The sequence below is a fragment of the Paenibacillus sp. P46E genome, from assembly GCF_001909095.1.
Taxonomy (GTDB): domain Bacteria; phylum Bacillota; class Bacilli; order Paenibacillales; family Paenibacillaceae; genus Paenibacillus_AQ; species Paenibacillus_AQ helianthi.
The window spans coordinates 95629-114739 of sequence record NZ_LVYZ01000035.1; the positions used below are offsets into that span (position 1 = coordinate 95629).

The 19111-nt window shown below is 48.8% G+C and carries 15 protein-coding genes; 3 read left to right on the plus strand and 12 right to left on the minus strand.

The window, feature by feature from the left end; all coding sequences use genetic code 11:
* Positions 1-76: 76 nt before the first annotated feature.
* Positions 77-943 (minus strand): nitrogenase iron protein, encoded by an 867-nt coding sequence (nifH, locus tag A3849_RS11885; protein WP_074111608.1) that lies wholly within the window; start codon positions 941-943, stop codon positions 77-79.
* Between the two features lie 6 nt (positions 944-949).
* Positions 950-2320: a nitrogenase cofactor biosynthesis protein NifB gene (nifB, locus tag A3849_RS11890; protein ID WP_074111609.1), complete on the minus strand. Its 1371-nt coding sequence runs from the start codon at positions 2318-2320 to the stop codon at positions 950-952.
* Positions 2321-3024: 704 nt separating this feature from the next.
* Here nifB and A3849_RS11895 point away from each other — a divergent pair.
* The gene (locus tag A3849_RS11895) at positions 3025-3852 is read left to right on the plus strand and encodes a TerC family protein (RefSeq protein WP_074111610.1); all 828 of its coding nucleotides are present in this window, start codon (positions 3025-3027) and stop codon (positions 3850-3852) included.
* A 144-nt stretch (positions 3853-3996) separates the two neighbouring features.
* On the opposite strand, the gene A3849_RS11900 is transcribed toward A3849_RS11895, so the two are convergent.
* The 8 genes from A3849_RS11900 to A3849_RS11935 all read right to left on the minus strand — a co-directional run bounded on the left by A3849_RS11900 (position 3997) and on the right by A3849_RS11935 (position 13717).
* Positions 3997-6372, minus strand: a complete 2376-nt coding sequence (locus tag A3849_RS11900) for an S-layer homology domain-containing protein (RefSeq protein WP_074111611.1) — start codon at positions 6370-6372, stop codon at positions 3997-3999.
* Between the two features lie 182 nt (positions 6373-6554).
* Positions 6555-7889: a sensor histidine kinase gene (locus A3849_RS11905; protein WP_074111612.1), complete on the minus strand. Its 1335-nt coding sequence runs from the start codon at positions 7887-7889 to the stop codon at positions 6555-6557.
* On the minus strand, positions 7882-8589 hold the full coding sequence (locus tag A3849_RS11910; protein ID WP_074111613.1) for a response regulator transcription factor: 708 nt from the start codon (positions 8587-8589) through the stop codon (positions 7882-7884). Before A3849_RS11910 ends, A3849_RS11905 begins: the two co-directional genes overlap by 8 nt.
* Before the next feature lie 76 nt (positions 8590-8665).
* Complete coding sequence (locus A3849_RS11915; protein ID WP_074111614.1) at positions 8666-8917, minus strand: FAD/FMN-containing dehydrogenase; 252 nt, start codon at positions 8915-8917, stop codon at positions 8666-8668.
* A 125-nt stretch (positions 8918-9042) separates the two neighbouring features.
* Complete coding sequence (locus A3849_RS11920; RefSeq protein WP_083613468.1) at positions 9043-9795, minus strand: ABC transporter permease; 753 nt, start codon at positions 9793-9795, stop codon at positions 9043-9045.
* A complete protein-coding gene (locus A3849_RS11925) occupies positions 9789-10565 on the minus strand; it encodes an ABC transporter ATP-binding protein (protein WP_074111615.1) in 777 nt (258 codons plus the stop codon). The genes A3849_RS11920 and A3849_RS11925 overlap by 7 nt, the downstream gene beginning before the upstream one ends.
* On the minus strand, positions 10546-11559 hold the full coding sequence (locus tag A3849_RS11930; RefSeq protein ID WP_083613469.1) for an ABC transporter substrate-binding protein: 1014 nt from the start codon (positions 11557-11559) through the stop codon (positions 10546-10548). Before A3849_RS11930 ends, A3849_RS11925 begins: the two co-directional genes overlap by 20 nt.
* 442 nt (positions 11560-12001) lie before the next feature.
* A complete protein-coding gene (locus A3849_RS11935; protein ID WP_074111616.1) occupies positions 12002-13717 on the minus strand; it encodes a cellulase family glycosylhydrolase in 1716 nt (571 codons plus the stop codon).
* A 277-nt stretch (positions 13718-13994) separates the two neighbouring features.
* Between A3849_RS11935 and A3849_RS11940 the strand changes: the two genes are divergently transcribed.
* Positions 13995-14351, plus strand: coding sequence for a histidine kinase (locus A3849_RS11940; RefSeq protein WP_074111617.1), 357 nt, complete (start codon positions 13995-13997; stop codon positions 14349-14351).
* A 299-nt stretch (positions 14352-14650) separates the two neighbouring features.
* On the plus strand, positions 14651-14836 hold the full coding sequence (locus A3849_RS11945) for a hypothetical protein (RefSeq protein WP_074111618.1): 186 nt from the start codon (positions 14651-14653) through the stop codon (positions 14834-14836).
* Positions 14837-14942: 106 nt separating this feature from the next.
* On the opposite strand, the gene A3849_RS11950 is transcribed toward A3849_RS11945, so the two are convergent.
* Together A3849_RS11950 and A3849_RS11955 are read right to left on the minus strand one after the other, a co-directional pair.
* On the minus strand, positions 14943-16553 hold the full coding sequence (locus tag A3849_RS11950; protein WP_074111619.1) for a type 2 periplasmic-binding domain-containing protein: 1611 nt from the start codon (positions 16551-16553) through the stop codon (positions 14943-14945).
* A 12-nt stretch (positions 16554-16565) separates the two neighbouring features.
* On the minus strand, positions 16566-18893 hold the full coding sequence (locus A3849_RS11955; protein ID WP_074111620.1) for a helix-turn-helix domain-containing protein: 2328 nt from the start codon (positions 18891-18893) through the stop codon (positions 16566-16568).
* Positions 18894-19111: the final 218 nt, after the last annotated feature.

Consider the following 19111-nt stretch of genomic DNA (forward strand, 5'->3'; position numbering starts at 1 on the left):
CACTGAAAGTTCATCCGGTGAAGACGTCTCTCCACTCCATTCACCGGATGACTGGGTAATCACGGCTTGGGCAGTCTTATTGACCGGAAGCTTTGAGCTTCTTGATCGCTGCTTCTTCATCTTCGATGATACCGAATTCCATCAGCAGCTCTTCCAGCTCTTCCATGGAAATCGGAGTAGGGATCGTCAGCATTTTATTGTTGAGGATTTTTTCAGCCAGGATTTCGTATTCCTTAGCTTGTTGATGAGCAGGGTTATATTGGGCTACTGTCATTCTGCGCAGCTCGGCATGTTGAACGATGTTATCGCGGGGTACAAAGTGAATCATTTGAGTGTTCAGACGACGGGCAAGCTCCATGATCAACTCATCTTCACGGTCAGTGTTACGGCTGTTGCAGATCAGTCCGCCCAGTCTCACGCCGCCGCTTGTTGCGTATTTCAGGATACCGCGTGCAATATTGTTAGCAGCGTACATGGCCATCATTTCACCGGAACAGACGATGTAGATCTCTTGTGCCTTGCCTTCGCGGATTGGCATTGCGAACCCGCCGCAAACCACGTCGCCCAGTACGTCATAGGATACGAAGTCCAGATCCTGATACGCGCCTTCCTGCTCCAAAAAGTTGATGGCAGTAATGATTCCGCGTCCTGCGCAGCCTACACCCGGTTCAGGTCCGCCGCACTCTACGTTGATGATGTCGCCAAATCCGGTCTGCAGCACATCTTCAAGCTCCAGATCCTCTACCGAACCCAGTTCGGCCGCAAGTTCCAATACGGAATTTTGTGCTTTGGTGTTCAGAATCAGGCGGGTGGAGTCAGCCTTCGGGTCACAGCCAACGATCATAATTCTTTGTTCGAATTTGGTTGCCAATTGGGCCAAAGTGTTTTGGGAAGTTGTAGATTTACCGATGCCGCCTTTACCGTAGAAAGCTATTTGTCTCATGATTCATCATCCCTTCGAAATGTTTATATTTTCAAAATAAGAGCTGTACTTCACACTTTCGAGAATCGCTTCCTGTATTCCACCTTTACGGACGAGAGGCAAGACTCCGGTTTTGTTCAGGCTGGCACGCGGGCCATCCCCAATGCCGGAGCAGAGAAGAATGCGGCAATCACTTAGTATGGATATGATTTCTTGCAGCGTGGCAGCTTTATCACCGTTACAGTCTGCTTTGCCTTGGCAGTAGGCCTGTATCTTGCGGACACCGAGCAGCTGTACATCCGCTCCGTCGGTATCGTATACCAGGAATTCTGTCGCATGCCCGAAATGCTGATTGACCTTGTCGCCGCCCCGGGTAGCTACCGCAACCCTTACCTTCGGGGCATTCTCCTGCATTCGTCTGGACTGTTTGGCCTGGACCCGCTCACGGATCTTCGCATCAAGCTCACCTTGGAACAAAGCTCTGGCCTCCTGGTTGATCACCGGATCAGCTTCCATCCCTTCAAGAGGGAAGTCCTGGTTCCGGTCCTGGCCAAGCAGCCCGATGGCGTCAGCCCGGCATTGCCGGCAGTGACGCATCACCTTCATGCCGTCGCGGCCAAGAAGCTCCTGCAGATTGTGCAGCTCCTTCGGACGGGGCGCTTTGCGGCCATCCAGCTCGTACTGGCTCCCTGGTGCGATGATAAGCGGTGTGACGTTGTGCAGTGTAGCCCCGAGCTCTTTTACTCTTTTGGACACTGCGGGTAGATGATGGTCGTTAACCCCTGGAATCATGATGGAATTGACCTTGACGAGAATCCCCAGCTTTGCCAGCAGTTCCAGACCGAGGAGCTGGCGGCTGATCAGCAGCTCCGCTGCCGCCCTTCCTTCGTAGCGCACGCCTTCGTCGAACACCCAAGGGTAAATCTCTTCAGCGACTTCAGGATCAATGGCATTGATGGTGATGGTGACATGGCGGATGCCAAGCTCCATAATCTCATCGACATGCCTGTAGAGCGTCAATCCGTTGGTGCTGAGGCACAGGGAGACATCCGGCACATATTCCTTAACCCGGGCGAACGTATCGAACGTCTGCTCAGGATTCGCCAGCGGATCGCCGGGACCGGCAATGCCGACTACCGAAAGCTGCATGAGCTGAGCAGTTACCCCTTTCACTTTACGTTCTGCCTGCTCCGGGGTAAGCACCTCACTGACCACTCCAGGCCTGCTCTCATTCACGCAGTCAAACTTGCGGTTGCAGTAATTGCACTGGATGTTACAGGCGGGAGCTACCGGGATGTGCATCCTGGCATAATACCGATGGGCTTCCTCGCTGTAGCAAGGGTGGCGGCTGAGCTCCTCCTCTGCTGTACTTGATATACACGACGACGGCTGCATCATTTCCCACCTCCTAAAAGTTTCACGAGCATCTGCTTCCCTGATGTGTCATCGAGTAAAACTCGCTTCGTAAGCATTTGCTTAAGTTTTACGGAGCGCTACCTCTTTGAATCAACTTCACAGCAAAACTCGATTCGTAAGCATTTGCTCAATTACTAATAGAGTTTATCTGTCAGAGTCAAATGAGTTAATGTTATATTTCATAACATAAACTCGCCTTGCCGCTGTAATTAGTCTCATCATATTTTCATTCCTACACATCGTCAATCAAGTTTAGGCTTAAAAAGCCCTCATTTTCCTTATGTTTGCAGTTTCGCCATATCACATGTTATATTATCTAACTCAGATGTATCATGTTTCCGTTTCCATTCTAGTCATTTTCTAGTGATATTTATTCTCACAGGCATTGACAATGGCTCTCAAGTCATATATGATACTTTTAAGTCACACACGCAACCAATAAAATTTAATATATCCCGTAAAGGGGAGTAGCTGTTAGATAAAATCGTCAATACGAGAATGTGAGGATGTTCTCCGGTTTTATCGGCAATGAACTATTGTTAGCGAGACCTTTACCAATCAGGTTAGTCCTTTATTCCAAAGGCTGATCTGCTTGGTAAAGGTCTTTTTTATATACTTTTGGCAAAGATAATGGTATCACAGGAATTTAATGGTGGTACTTACATCCAAATGAGGAGGAAGCAGCAATGGATTGGGGATTATTATTAGAATACGGATGGGTATTGCTCGTTCTCGTAGCACTGGAAGGGTTGCTCGCCGCAGATAACGCACTGGTACTGGCAATCATGGTTAAACATCTTCCTGATGAGGAACGTAAAAAGGCATTGTTCTACGGGTTGGCCGGGGCGTTTGTGTTCCGATTTGGTTCGCTTTTTGTTATCTCTTATCTGGTGGACATCTGGCAGGTACAAGCCATTGGCGCGATCTATCTGCTGTTCATTGCCGGTAATCATATTTTCCGAAAAGTGCTGTTCAAGAAGCCTGTTACCGATGAAGCTGCTGAAAGCGGCAGTGAAAAAGCCGTTGAAAAGAAGAAGTCCAGCTTCTGGTTTACCGTACTAAAGGTCGAAGTGGCAGATATCGCCTTTGCCGTTGACTCTATCCTGGCGGCTGTTGCGCTTGCCGTTGCGCTTCCGCCAAGCGGAATCAGCAATATCGGGGGTCTTGACGGCGGACAGTTCCTTGTCATCTTCGCAGGTGGATTCATCGGACTGGTCATTATGCGGTTTGCAGCCTCCTTCTTCGTCAAGCTGCTCCACTCCCGTCCAGGTCTTGAAGTTGCCGCATTCTTTATTGTCGGCTGGGTCGGCGTCAAGCTGGCCGTCATCACTCTGGCCCATCCTTCGCTGGGTGTGCTCTCTGAAGATTTCGCCCACAGCACCTGGTGGAAGGCTACCTTCTATGTAGTGCTTGTAATCATTGCAGCCACCGGTTGGTTCATGAGCAGTCACACCGTTGAAGCGAACGAAGGCGAGAATCCGGTTCGTGAAGTGGATAAGCAGTTGAGTAAATAACATCAGCTGTCTAGCCAAACACACAAAAGCCTGCATCCCGCCATCAGGCGGGGAGCAGGCTTTGTTGTGTTTCCATTTGCAGATTCAGCACTTCATGGACCATTAAATAAGCTATACCCATCCTGGCTATGCCTGCAGATAAAGCTAGTACTGGCGGATATTCTGGCCGATACCCGTGTCTACTCTGCCCTGCAGTTCTACAAGCTTCATCAACACGGTGGCGATGTCGGCTTTGGTAACATTTTGCTGCGGATTAAATTTGCCGTTGTCTCCCTGTAATAACCCCAGCTTCACAACGAGCGCCACCGCACCTTTTTCCTTAATAGCAGCGCTGTCACTAAGGCTGGTCACAGCGGTATCATTTACCAGGAACGAAGAGAGTTTATTGTATCTCAAAAAGGAGGCCAGCAGCACGGCGAGCTGTTCGCGGCTTAGCTTATTGTCAGGCTGCAGCACAGTTTCCTTGCTGATCCAGCCGGAGTCTACAGCAAAGCTTATTACCTTATAATACTCATTGTCCGGGCTTACACCGGCAACGGCCTTCGGTTCTGTTACATTCGAATATGCTGAGTAGTATGGAGTTGAGGCTTTGACGATAAAGGTAAACCAATCTCCCACCGTGATTTCCTGATCCGGATTTATTTTACCGTCAGCATCAGGGACAAGTACACTATACTTCACTAACTCCGTTAATGCTTTTTCCGCAGAATGGCCCTTTACGTCAACTGTCTCAGGCACAACCTTATTCTGACCGGCATAGGCGTTAACCTGCACCCATTTACCTGTGGATGCATCCAGGACTGCAGACAGATCTTGTTCGTTGACCGGCAGTGGACTGTAGACAAGCTTCACCAGCGGTTTTACGTAGACATTGTTGGTGTACATTCCGCCTATGCGGCTATATTGAAGCTTCAGGACATACCGGTCCTTATAGCTTTTCAGCGCCTCGCTTTGGGATATAGCCGGGGCGGGCTGCTCTTTTATCGTTGCGGGATCACTGTTGCTCATTGCGGAATAGCTTTCGAGTCTGCCGTACATATCCATGACCAGCGTAATGCCTGAGTCACTTAGCGGGATACCCTTATAATAACGGACAAATTGAAAACGGTAGCCTTTACCATCTGGAAGCACATTCCATGTCCCGCCATGCTCAGCCAGCTTAAGAACGCTGCTGGCCTGGTCATATAAACGGTTAACCAGCATAATCGCTTGCTGCTTGGCTTCTGCCTGAGACAGCTTCTTTCCTCCGGCAGGTGCAGGCTGCGGCTTCACATCCGTATTGCCGGTGAATTGCTCCAGCTGATACTGGTATATTTGGCCGGTTGCCACATCCACCTCGGCGTACGAGGTAGGTGGAAATCCGGCCATAGGCGCGTTGCTGTTCGCCCGCCAGGACAGTCTCCAGACCTTTTGCTTCGTATTCGGGTAGCTGTTGCCCTGCATTTGCTCACTAAGCTTGCGTCCTGCCGGAATTGACATAACCTGCTGTACAAGCTTAGCAGCTTCTGCGGCAGTAAGCCCCTTGCCGGTATTGACTGCCTGGAACCGTTCCTTCGTCTGAGGCACGGCCTCATAGGTTACCGGCAAAGAGGAGACTTCAGTGCCTTCGTTGTCTATTCTCTTTCCGGTCTGGGCATCTATCGAATATAGCGACTGTTCCTGCGGACGCCAGCCCAGCACCCACCGCTCCACAAGGCTATCCTTGTAAACCGGAATATAGTAGAGTCCCAAGGCAAAACTGTCCGTATACTTCTTCTGCGCTGATTCCAGAGTAATGGCAGGCTTGGCCGACGGGTACACCAGTCCAGGAGACTGCTTATTGAACTGGAGGACATTGCCGTTGCCGTCGATAGTGATCCCGAGTGCATCCGAAGATGTAGGCAGTCCATTGGTCAGGAGTTTGAAGGAGAAGTTGTACTGAACCGTTCCGAACAGGCTTCCCCCTGCCGGATTCATGGCCTCGTTATCCTCCAGCTGAATGTCACCTGTACCCAGGGAAGGGGCCGCTTTGGCAATAAATTTCCGTGCCTGCTCCAGTGCCTCTGCACGCGTCAACTTGGGTGGATAATATGCATCTTCCCGCAAGAAAGGATAAGGCATGTTAGTATTGATCAAGTCCCCGGTAAGCGCATCAACCTGGCTCGAAAAACCATAACCTGAGTTGCCGATCTCAAAACTCCACGAAATATTCCACATCATTTGATTGCCGCTGGCTGGCCAGGAACCGTCCCCACCCAGCCGGGTACCGGAAACGGTTGCATCCTTCAGAACGGGAAACAGCTCTCTGAGCTTGGCAACGGCCTGATCCTCTGTGATCTTGGCTTTGGAGGGATCAGGGGCATCTGCGGCTTGTCCTTGAGCTTCCGTAACCATTGGCACTGAAACGGTAGTATGGCTTGAATCCGCTGCGGCCAGTCCGCCGGGCAACAACAGAGCGAGGGCTACTGTAGTAATCAGTGCGGTTTTGACTGTTTGATGAATGAAGGGTGTACTGTACGGTTTACTTGCATGTCTATCCAAAAAATTCATCCTCCTCAATATGCTTCCATTATTCTATCTAAGTATAAGGATATGTGCATATTTTTTCCATATTTTATTTACGACAGGAAATTACAACCTTATGCAAAAAAGACCCCATCTGTCTTATCGACAGTGAGGCCCTGCGTTTGCGGCACAATAGATGAAGCATTGTCAAAGGATATTTATTTAGGCAGATGAACATCGAATTTCGTGCCTGAACCCAAAGTGCTGGATACGGTTATTTGGCCTCCATGGGCTTCGACAATTGCTTTTACAATGGCAAGTCCAATCCCTGCTCCCCCGGTTTTACGGCTGCGTGACTTCTCTCCCCGGTAAAATCGTTCAAAAATGTAAGGCAGCTCATTCTCAGCGATTCCTGCCCCCGTATCGGCAATACTTACTATGACCTCAGAGGGATTCTCCAAAAAGGTGATTTCCACTTGACCTTCTTTGGTAAATTTCAGCGCGTTATTCAACAAGTTGACGAATACCTGCACCAGCCGTTCATAGTCACCACTGACCCAGTGCTCCGTCTCCTCCTTCAGCGTCAAGACTACCTGGTCCAGCTCCGGTCTGCCCGCAACGGAATGAACTGAATCCCGGAGCACGTCATTCAGGCACAGGCGCTCAGACCGCAGCTGAAGCATCGGGTTCTCGGCAGCATTCAGCTTTTCCAAATCATCAATAAGCTGCACCAGCCGCAGGATTTGTCCATGACAGATCTGGAGTCTCTCAGGCGTGGCTTCCCACACTCCATCCTGAAAAGCCTCAATATAGCTCTGGACAGTGGTCAAGGGTGTACGCAACTCATGGGCCACATCGGCTGTGAGATTCTTCCGGAGCTTTTCTTGCTGCTGCAGCGTATCCGCGAGATAATTAAGTGCCTGTCCAACCTCATCAATCTCCGTCTGTCTACTGGCAGGCAGGGTAACCCTTTCCGTCAAATCTCCTTCTCTCATCCGTACCGCAATTCCCTTGATACGCACGAGTGGCCGGCTTAGATCCTTGGCCATGTATCTGCTGTACAGATAGGCCCCGCCAAGCACCAGCAGCAGTGCGCCCCATGACAGCCGATTGAACATCTGCAAAAAGTCACGGTTCTGCATCTGCTCTGCTCCGCCATTCCCCTGAATTTCGAGTGTACCCACATTCGCTCCGTTGCCCATCACCGAATAACGGCTGGCAGCCTCATCTGAAGCAACCGCCGACATCCCCATATTCCCTGTATCCCAGATGAGTTTACCCGCTGCATCATAGAGTCGGATAGAATAATCCCGCAGCATGGCCTGATGGGACAATGACATCAATGTGTCCATGCTCCAGGAATTCGAGGAATCATAGGCCTGCTCCAGATCAGCCAGAAGGAACCCTGCCTCCGCGCGCTGCCGCGCCTCCACATACCTTCCGAAAGAGAAGCTCATGACCAGGTTAACCAGGAACATAATGATTAGCAAAGAGCATAAGGCCACACCTAAATGGGATAGCAGGAGTTTGGTCCGTAATCCGCTTTTATTCATCCCGGTTCACCAAAAATTTATAGCCGACGCCGAACACAGTCGCAATATAGCGGGGACGCCTGGAATCATCGCCGATTTTTTGCCGCAGATTCTTGATATGCACATCAATAGTCCGTTCAAAACCGTCGAAATCATCCCCCTGGATCAGATTAACCAGCTCGTAACGGCTGAAAGCCCGCTTAGGACTCCTTGTCAGACACTCCAGCAGCTTGAATTCAAGTGGAGTTAACATGGCAAGCTCACCGTCCACTTTAACCTCATGCCGTTCCGCATCAATGGAGAGGCCGCCCCCTCCAAAGTTCAGGGCACTGCCTTGCATCTGATTCTGCGGGGGATGCGCTCTCCTGAGCAGGCTGGTTATTCGTGCCAGCAGTTCACGCGGACTGAAGGGCTTGGTCATGTAGTCATCCGCACCTCTCAGCAGACCGTCCACCAGATCATCCTCACTGCTCTTCGCGGTAAGCATAAGAATGGGAGTGCTTGAGCTGCTGCGGATAATACGGCAGACCTCTTCACCGGATATATCCGGCAGCATAAGATCAAGAACCACCAGATCAGGCTTCACACGTTCAAAAAGCTGCAGCGCGCTAGTTCCGTTCTCGGCTTCGTATACTATATAATGGTTCTTCTCCAGATAGGCCCTGATGACCTCAAGAATATCCGTCTCATCATCCACAAGCAGAATGGTTGAAGTATTCATAGACAACCGTCCCTTCTATATAAAAAGACAGACCCCGCCCTTACGGGGCCGGAGGTCCATCTTCATTTTTTTATCATCAGAAATTCATCATACCGCCGCGTCCTGATGTACGGTCCATCATACCGCTCGTGTTAGTCCCTTGCCCGCTTCGGCAATGGTTCACCATATCTTTAACCTGACTGTCGGTCAGATCAGGATGCATCTGCTTCGCAAATGGCAGCATGTTCTCAAACCAGCTTTGTCCATCGTCATTGCCTGCCGCATACACGCTCGTGCCGATTCCCATAACCAATACTAATGCGATAATGCCTAACCCGATTTTTTTCATTTCGTTTCCCTCCTTCTTATATATACAGCATATCCTAAAGTTGTGAAGAACTTATTTGCTTTTGGGGATATGCTGGACGATATTTGTGCCAAGGAAAAAAACGGCTCATCTCTGAGCCGCCTTCTTCAACGCCGCCATTTCATAAACTTGTAATCCAGAACATCCACCAGCAGGAACAGCACAAAGCCGACCAGGCTGAACAGCATAATACCTGCGTACATCTCCGGATAATCCAGCCGCAGCCAGGCATCCATGATAAAGAAGCCCATGCCGTGTTCTGTCCCGTAAATTTCGGTAAAAAACAGGACGGAAATCGCTGTTCCAAGCGAGATCCGGATCGTGCTGAGAATGACCGACAGCGCTCCGGGAAGCGTCACATTCCAGAATTTCTGTCCTGTGCTTGCACCGATGCTGGTCAAGACATCATATGTGCTTTCAGGAATCGCCTTGACGCCGTCACGCACGGAGATGATGACCTGGAACAGCAGGATCAGCATGATCATCAGCACCTTGGAGATTTCGCCAAGACCGAAGAACAGCATAACCACCGGCAGGAGCGCAATTTTGGGGATCGGATACGTCAGGTACACTACCGGGTCCAGCAGCCGGTTCCACAGCTGTGAGCGACCCATCAGAAGACCAATCAGCAGGCCGATCAGAAGCGCCAGGAGCACACCTTCAAAGATGCGCAGCAGACTGTACCCTACATTCAGCGCTACATCCCTGGCTCCCAGATGGAACATAGCTTCATAGACTGCTCCGGGGCTGGGGAGAATCGGGTGATTCATCAGCAGATAGGCTATATACCAAATGATGTTCATGCACAAAAAAACAAATAATAACCGCAGTAAATGTGGAAGACCCCGTTTTTTCACCATTTCGCAAGCATTACCTTTCTGATCCGTTTGCTCTGCTCAAAGAATTCATTGCTGTCCCGTTTCTCTTCATGCTTCATGGCAAACACAGGGGTATTGTCGAGAATTTCGGGAGTATCCTGTTTCGCAGACGGCATTACAATCACTTTCTGCCCGAGCAGAATCGCTTCCTCCACATCATGAGTAACAAATAATGTGGTTGCCGGATGTGCCAGCCAATTGTCCAGGAAAATCTGCTGCAGCGCTTCACGGGTAATGGCGTCCAGTGCGGAGAATGGCTCATCAAGCAACAAAATCGTTGGCCGAATGGCAAACGCCCTGGCAATGGCTACCCGCTGCTGCTGACCTCCGCTGAGTGAGAGCGGGTAGCGTCCGGCAAGTTCAGCTATCCCCATCGACTTCAGCCAGTGGGAAATTCCCGCTTCCGTGACTCTCTTGCTCTCCCGGTCCGGACTTGTAATCCGCATAGCCACCCGAATGTTATCACGGACGGTTTTCCAGGGCAGCAGCCCGTAGTTCTGCGGGACAAGCCCGATCAGTGTTTCTTTGTCATGTACGGATTTTCCGTTGAACAGCAATTCTCCCCCATAACTTGGGAGCAATCCCGCTACCGCGCGCAACAGCGTGGATTTGCCGCTGCCGGAAGGCCCGATAATCGTATAGATTCCATGCTCAGGCAAGGTCAGGCTGACTTGTCCGAGCGCCGGTTGCCCGCTTGTATATTCCACTTGAAGGTCTTTGATGCGAAGACCGCTATTTCTTAAACTGGACATCGGAGATCACTTCTTCAGCCGATATATTTTTGGTCAGCAGGCCTTTTTCCCGTGCCCAGGCGAACGCCGCTTCCACTTCCTTCACATCTACTTGGTTCGCCGGCTGGTATGCCGGCACTGTAATCTGATCCTTCAAGGTATCCGGATAGCCGACCTCCTTGATAATCAGATCGATATACTCTGACTGGTCATGCGATTTCATGTAGGCTACTGCTTCATCATATGCGGCGTACATATCTTGAATGGCTTGTCCCTTGGCATCAATCGCACTTTGCGGGAAGGCCAGCACAAACGGGTTCACTCCTGCAGTCTTGGTCGAACTGAGCACGCGCAGCCCCGCCGTTTTGCCCATAGTGACATAAGGCTCGGGTAATACAGCCGCATCGGCTTTGTGGTTCTTCAGCAACTCCAGACGGGTCGGGATCTGGGGCACTTCAGTCACCTTAATATCAGCTTCCGTCAGACCCGCCTGCTTCAGCATAGTAGCGACCGTATACTGGGTTGAGGTGTTTTTGGATAAAATCACTGTTTTCCCCTTCAGATCCTTCACATCCTGAATCTCGTCATTACCAGTCAGCAGATCAAATTCGCCAGTGGTGGTGCTTGTAATCTTCACATCCAGACCCGCTTCGTTATAAATCGAGATGGCCACCAGATCGGCACTGATGCCATCCACCTTGCCGGCCTGAAAAGCCACATCCCGATCCTTGGCACTCTTGAAGGTCTGAATTTTGAGATTCACATTATGCTCTTTGTCAAAACCCTGCTCATGAGCCAAAATGAATGGAATAGCATCAATCGAAGGCAAAAGTCCCAGTGTCAGTTCAGCCGACTCTGCGGGTGCTTCGCTTGCAGCCGGTGCGTCTCCAGCAGCATTTCCTGTATCTGCCTTGCCTGTATTGTTCGTATTTGAGCCGCAGCCCGCCGCCACCACACTAAACGCAGCAACCAGCATTAACAGCATCATCAGGTGTTTCAAGTTTGTTCTCTTCATGTTCCTCGGGTAGCCTCCATCTTCTCTGTTGATTGGTTTCTGAGCTTCTCTTCCTGCTTCAGGCCGGACTGGCGATATACGATCTGCACATGCGAATTAATTCACATAAGGACGTGTAACAAGTGGAAACGGGTGAGGGGCCTTTATTGATGCAATCCGTTTTGCGAGATCATAGATTCGCTGTCCATGTTCCGGAAACTCAAGTAAAGCAATTTTACACCCATTACCCTATTTTGTATATTTCTAAATTTAAATAGTTTGCCTATGTACTCTCCATGGCAATGCGGGTTGGTAGCCGTAAGGCTAACCACACCTTCGCCTAAGATTTAGATAGTATCTCCAAAACTCCCAGGGATATATGGCAAAACCGCCTGTTCAACAGCAACAAAAAAGCCCTCTTTCAGCCCGAAGGATAAAAGAAGGCTCTTGCTTAGTCCATTCGCTACATCGTTACCCCGGTAACACTCGTCCCGTTTTTCGTCATTTTGTAGCTTACAACTTCACCATTCCAAAAATGGAACTTCAGAATGACATCACCATTGTTGACTTCGTTAAAAAAGGCCGGAAGCAGGCTGATCTCATTCGTGCTGTAGGAAGGCGTGAATGCATAAGCGAATTCCTTGTACGGCGTCCAATTTTGCGGACCGGCATTGCCGCCTGTGGAATACACAGCTTCCATGGTTGCCAGGGTAGTCCCATTAAAGACAGCAGGAATCTTAAATGAACTGGTAGTCCCTTGAGCATTGCTTAGTACCGGCGTGTCATACAGAATCACGTTAAAGTTCCAGTCTGCCCCTTTGTTGAAATGTGCAGTCAATACTGCGTTCACACCGAGCTTGCCGGAGGACGTAAGACTGGTGATCCGGGCAGCCTTGAAGGTTAGCTGGTCACCGCTCAGTGTATAATCGGTTCCCTGCAGCAGCTGCTGACTCCCGAAAAAGATGGAGGACAGCGTATTTCCATTCAGGTTAAGCTTCACTGTCACGTCTTTGGCAGATGCACCTTTTTTCAAGTTGATGAGATCGCTCTCAGCAGTTGAAGAACGATTGCTCCAGCTGGTTTTCATTATATTGTATAACTGAGGATCAGACCATTGATAGGTGGTACGGCCAAAGTGCTGGCCATTATCCCACAGCATCGGTGTAATTTGTTTCGACTTCAGATAGTAGGCCAGATATTCGAAAAACTTCAATTTCTCGCCTTGTTCAATCACACCCGTGTTCTTATCAAAGCCAAGCAGGCCGTATTCGCCTACGATGACTGGAATCCCTTTAGAAGTAAAGGTATTATATACATTCGTGAAAGTGGTATTAATGTCATTCTGGGTATCCGTATCGAATTTGGTATAGCCTGCAATGTTGACGCTAAACGGCCAGAAACCATAATAATGCACGGTCGCGATCAGGTTGGAATCGTTCATCTTTGCGATGGTATTATATAGCGAGTCCATGCGGACCTGTGTTGGAGACGCTTCCAAAGTAGAGAGCACCAGCGGACGGGTGGCGTTCATTCCACCGGATTTTCTGACTATACTGCGAAAGGATACATTCAGTTCGTCCAGCATCTGGAGCGCCTTGTTCTCATCAGTAGTCCCCCCATCGGTAAAACGCGGCTCATTGACGCTCTCGAACATCAGCTTACTGGAATGGTTCTTGAATTTATTCGCAATTTGTGTCCAAATCGCGTTATAACGGGCTGATACCTGATCATGCTGCTGCTCCATCTTGCTGATCCATAACCAGGAATCATGGTGGAGGTTAATCATAACATACAGATTTTCGCCAATTGCCCAGTCAACCACTTGCTGAACCCGGGCCAAATAAGCCGGATCAATCGTATAGCCCGGAGCGGCTCCAACATGAACATCCCAGGTTACTGGAATGCGAATGCTTTTGTACCCTTGGGCGGCAATCTTCTTAATGAGTTCCTGAGTAACTGCCGGATTGCCCCAAGAGGTTTCATCCGCCCCCGTTGCATCCAGCGTATTCCCCAGGTTCCAGCCTGGTAGCAGCGCATCCACATAAGATTGCAGATTTGCGGTTGCAGCGTTGGTGTGCGGTGCCTGTTCCGATGAATCAGCGGATACCACAGGTGTAACCATGGCAAGCAGTAAAACGGCGATTAATACAAGTGACAGGAACGATTTCTTTTTAGCCATAAAAAGTTGTTTCCTCCCTTATTGTTTTTTGAAACCGCTTACGAAAATCAATATAGCACCTTTGGTAAATGGAAAATATCCCAATAATTAGTGCAAAAACCAGTCAGAATTATAGGTTTCTGTTTTTTCACGGGGAATCCATCCGAGTTCATGCTTTTTCCAATTCTTGTCCACTCACATTTATGCTATAATGAATCAAAATTACACCGATGAAGAACACCCTTTCGCATCCATCATCCATCGATAATTTATTATTAATAACTGAGGAGCTGTGACGATGAGTGACCTCTTACTTCAACAAATACTTACTGCTATAACTGGTGTACAGTCTGACTTAAGTGACATAAAATCCGAGATCAGTGACATGAAATCCGAGATTAGTGACATGAAATCCGAGATTAGTGACATGAAATCCGAGATTAGTGACATAAAACTGGATATCGCCAGTATTAAAGAGGATACCAAGTTAATCCCACTGATCCAGCAGGCCGTATCGGAAGTGAACGCCGAAGTGATTGCCACCCGTGACACCATAGAGCGTATCGAAGAAACGCTGCGGGGACATGACGTCACACTTGATTTGCTGTCCAGACGATCCATTGACCAGGAAGCAGCATTGAAACGGATCAAATAACAGATCTGTCCTATAGAATTAGTTCATGCGGTTGCCTCAAAACGGGGCAGCCGTTTTTTATTGAATGATCTGTTTCCGTCACTTTTCCCCACTATTCAGGAATAATCAACGTTGTCTCCACAGGGAGGACACATATCTCTCAAACAGATACAATTCCCTTTATCTACGTAATTTGTTCACAATTTTCTGTCTATTTCAGGCGGACACACCTTTCAATATCGTAATTATATGTTATAATGAAAGCGTAACCAAAAGGAGCTTTGAATCATAGATTTCATAGCCCAAGGAGGATGGAAGAAATGCTGGCAGGACTTAAAGAACTTAAGAATTGGGTATCGGGAATGTGGCAGCCATGGATGGCCTCGGAAGAAGAGGATTACTGGAAAATTGAATATTCGGCAGAACGTCACCTGCATACTCCACCTTCACCAAGCCCGCTCTCCTATCAGGAAGAGGCACGGATCAAATCGGTGAAATACCACTAATTCCAACTAAACTAACCAACATGGCCATAAAGGATGGCTCTAAATATAAAACCGCGTACACCGGAGAAATTCCGGCTTACGCGGTTTTTTATATTCATTTTCTCTCCTATTCATTTTCCGGCTCCATATGGTACCAGTCATTGGCCTCTTGCAAAACCTGCTCACCGCCCGCTCCCATAAATTCCTTGAAGAAGGAATCGAAATAATCTATGGGCTGGTCCCCGGTGATAATGGAAATATAGGCTTTGTTTTTGAATTTGATCAGCCCAGCGCTGTACTTCATGAGTGAAGGTGTGGAAACCTTCAGAGCATTGTATATCCCATTCTTATCCAAGCCCAAGGTCGAGGCCCACTGCTCTCTGCGGCCCATAGGCTTGCGCGGAACGGTCATTCCGATTCCGGCGCCGATCCGGTTGGTATAATTGGTGATGGCATCAAACGGGGGGAGGATCATGAAATCACCCGTGGACTTGTCCGACCACTCCCAATGTACCCCCTGAATCCCGTACAGCATGGACATTGCTTCATCCTCATCCGGATTCGCACTGACATAGTCCAGAATCTGCAGAATTTTCTCCAGCTTCCCCGGCTCTTTGACGGCGTCGGCACCAATCGCCGTGAAGCTCATCAGCATATCATACGCCTTCGAACCACTTTTCCCCTGGGGGCCGGTCACAGGCTGCCCGAATATGATCCTGGCGTCCTTGTTCTTGGCTGCAAGCTCTCGTGCATTGAACGTGGCCTCCACAGGTACCTCTTCACCTTTTTCATCCAGCTCCATGTAATCTCCGGCTTGAATCCAGTGATAGTAGTTCCCCATCGAGGTCATCCCGATTCTTCCGTTGATAAAAGCATGGGACAGGTGTTTGTAGCCGCCCTTATTCTCTCCGGTGATGAATTCAGGATCAATAATACCATCCTTGTACCACTTTCGCAGAAGTCCCAGGGCTTCCTTCATCTCCGGCTCCAGAGCTCCAATGACCAGGTTCTGCCCCTTGACATTGAAATACAGCTGGTCGGCAAAAACAATCTGTCCGAACGCCCCAAAAACAACATTCATCCCTTCACTGGAGAGCCCATAGGTATCCTTCTTGCCGTTACCGTCCGGATCATTGTTCGTGAAGGCGTACATGACTTTCTCAAACTCCGCCAAGGTCTCTGGAACCCCAAGCCCAAGCTTATCCAGCCAATCTTTTCTGTACACAACTGGGATTCTATAGATATTCGTCGGATTCACCACAGGGATCCCATAGAGCTTCCCGCCAATTTCCCCATAGTTCAAATATCCGGGAGCATTGTGATGGATCTCCTGCATGAGGTTCGGTGCATTGTGGAGCAGAATGTCCTTAGGAATTTCGGCAAGCGCTCCCTGTGACTCGTATTTCAAAAGATCCTGCGGCTGCCTGATCCGAAACAGGTCCGGAATTTGCCCTTGTGCGAGCTTTAGGTTCAGCAGCGCTTCATATTTATTATTTTCAAGATTCCAGACCTTCAGGTCCACCTTGAATTTATTCTCGATATATGTAAGCATTTGCGCATCTTCGGGAACCGGCTCATTCTGATGCATCGTCCAGGAAATGGTATAGGCGCTGTCCAACGCAGGTGCCGCTTGAGCGGTTTCTCCGGTATCCCGGGGAGCTTCACATCCACCGACAGCAGACATCAGCATCATCAACAGCAACAGGAACGAGAGTGATTGAAGACGGTTCATTTTCATGTCCACGGCCTCCTATGACTGCTCCATTAATTGTCGTATATAGTGCTTAGGGGTATAACCGTTCTTCTCTTTGAATTTTTTGATAAAATAAGCTGTCGTGCCATATCCAACGGTGTTCGCAATTTGCTCGATGGTCATATTATGGTTAGCCATCAGCTCCAGGGCTTTTTCCATCCTTTTCCCGGTCACATATTCAATATAGTTTGTCCCGGTTTCTTCCTTGAATATCTTACTGAGATATTTGGGGCTTAGAAAGACCTTGCCCGCAACCGTATCGAGCGAAAGCTCCTCCGAAAGATGTGAGCTGATATATCGCTTAACCGCCTCAATGCTCTCGCTCGTCCGATTGTCGCTCCGCTTCTCCATATGACTAATACACACCGCAATGGAATCCGTCAGCCATTCCCTATAGCCGTTGATATCATGAATGGAAGTATATTCATTGTATAAGTTTATTTTGACATGATCCGATGGGGTATACCTCACACTTAATAGATAATCCGAGTATACCGATACCGTATTCAGCAATATAAAGCGGCAGTAATCTGCAGAATACACCCCTTCCCGCATCTGATCCAATAGATGGTCAACGGCTGCGGAAGCACCCTCAATATTCCTTGCCTGAAGCTTTTCTTTGAATTTCAGCAGAACCGTCTGCGGGATTTCGTTAGGACTGCCCTCCCTCTCCAGCAGGCTTGTATCCTTAATAATGGAAACCTCAGGCAGGAGGAATCCATATTTAGCAAGGATCTTCGCTTCACCAAAGCTCTTATACACCTCCATAAACCGCTGCACCCAGCAGCCCAGGGAGATTTTGAATTTCAGGTTAAAGCCGCGTTCCGCCTCTGAAAGAATGAAGTTTGAAATCTGCTCCAGCAGCCCTTCCTTTGCTTTGTCTGTACACACAATAACCGCTACTTTTTTATCCGGAAGCTCTTCTGCAATGATATGGCATCCAGCAAAATCCGCAGCTTCCAATTGATTAATCATCCGGTAGAGAACAAATTGCGCAGTTTTGGAATGGAGCGCTTTGAAACCCGGACTAACCGGGTCTATCAGCATGCAGCAGTAGCGGGTATACGTTAGGGGAATATGGATAGATTGCAATTGCTCCGCAAGTTCCTCCTCACTGTAGCTGTTATTCAGGAGATTGAGCACGATATTATGCTTGATGACCGGACTGTTGGCTTGCAGGGTTTCCTCGAGACTGCTCACCTTGCGGGTCAATCTGTTGATGGCTGTATCAATCAGTGTGTATTCATTCAGCCCGGCATCCGGGGTATTGTCGAACATGCCTTTCATTTTGTCCCTTAAGCGCTTCAGGGGGTCATAAATGGCGACGGTGAAAATACCGGACAGGACCATACCTACGATAGCCGCCAGCAGACAAATCAGGAGCACCATCCTCTGCAATAGAATCGATTTCTGATAGTAGTTGTCTGTAGGTGTGATGTTATATATTTTCCAGTCATTGGATGGAAAGGTGTGAAAAGAAACCTCATTGGACCCCCGGTTTATCGTTTCGGTGAAGCTTTCAGCTACCGCTGTGGAAGACAGAATTTTGTTGATAGGTGAGCTGCTTCCGGCGCTATGACCCAGTATTCCTTTGTCCGCCGCAGAGATAATCGTCCCGCTTGGCCCCATAACAAAAGTGTTCTTATAATCAGAAGGCATAATATGCCGGATGATTCCGCTGATGGCCTCCTCCTTCATATCGATAGCAATCATCAGGTCGCAGTCGGCACCGGTGGAGTGAAAAGGATAGCTATGTGCGTATGAAATCATAGGGCCCGCCAGGTTATCGTCTGACAAACTCCTATTGATGTCCTGGGGTGCCATGCGCGCTTCGGTCCACACAAAGCTTGAATCGCTATTCTGCAAACGTTCCATCCAGCTTACTGCCGCGGCTGTGTCTTCACGCTCCTGATCCAAGTATCGCAGCCCGGCGTCCGACGAAATCATGATGTTTGGCTTGGGATAATACAAATGAACTGCAGAAACAATGTCCGCATAATCCGCGACTTCATTCTTAAGCAGGTCCTGCAGATCCAGTACAGTGCCGTGATTGCCCTGAAGGGTCTCTTTGGCAAATACATCAATACTAACGGGCTCACCCAGGGAAAGATCCAGATAAATTTGCTGCACCCGCTGAAACACAGACGATTCGATATAGTTGGCCGCACTCTCCAGGATAATCTGATTCTTTTTTTGGATTTCTTCATTGTAGTTTTTAGGAAAATACATATAAAAGATGGAGCAGAGCAAAAGGACAATGACCATCACGATCGTTACATAGGAAATAGCGAGGTTGGCAAAAGCAGAGTTCCCGTTTTTTTTCATCGTTGTTGTCTCCGGATTCGAAAGTGTTGAAGCATCTTAACCATCTCCTAATCTTATTGGAAGTATGTTCACAGAGCGTTATACATCGACCCTGTTTATGTAAAGAAGCCTGATTCTAAAGAGAACATACGATTTTTATAGAATGGGGAATTTGTTGTATTGAGGCCCGGATCACCCGAATGCTACAGTGATGTCGAACTAAAACAGAGGAGTGATAC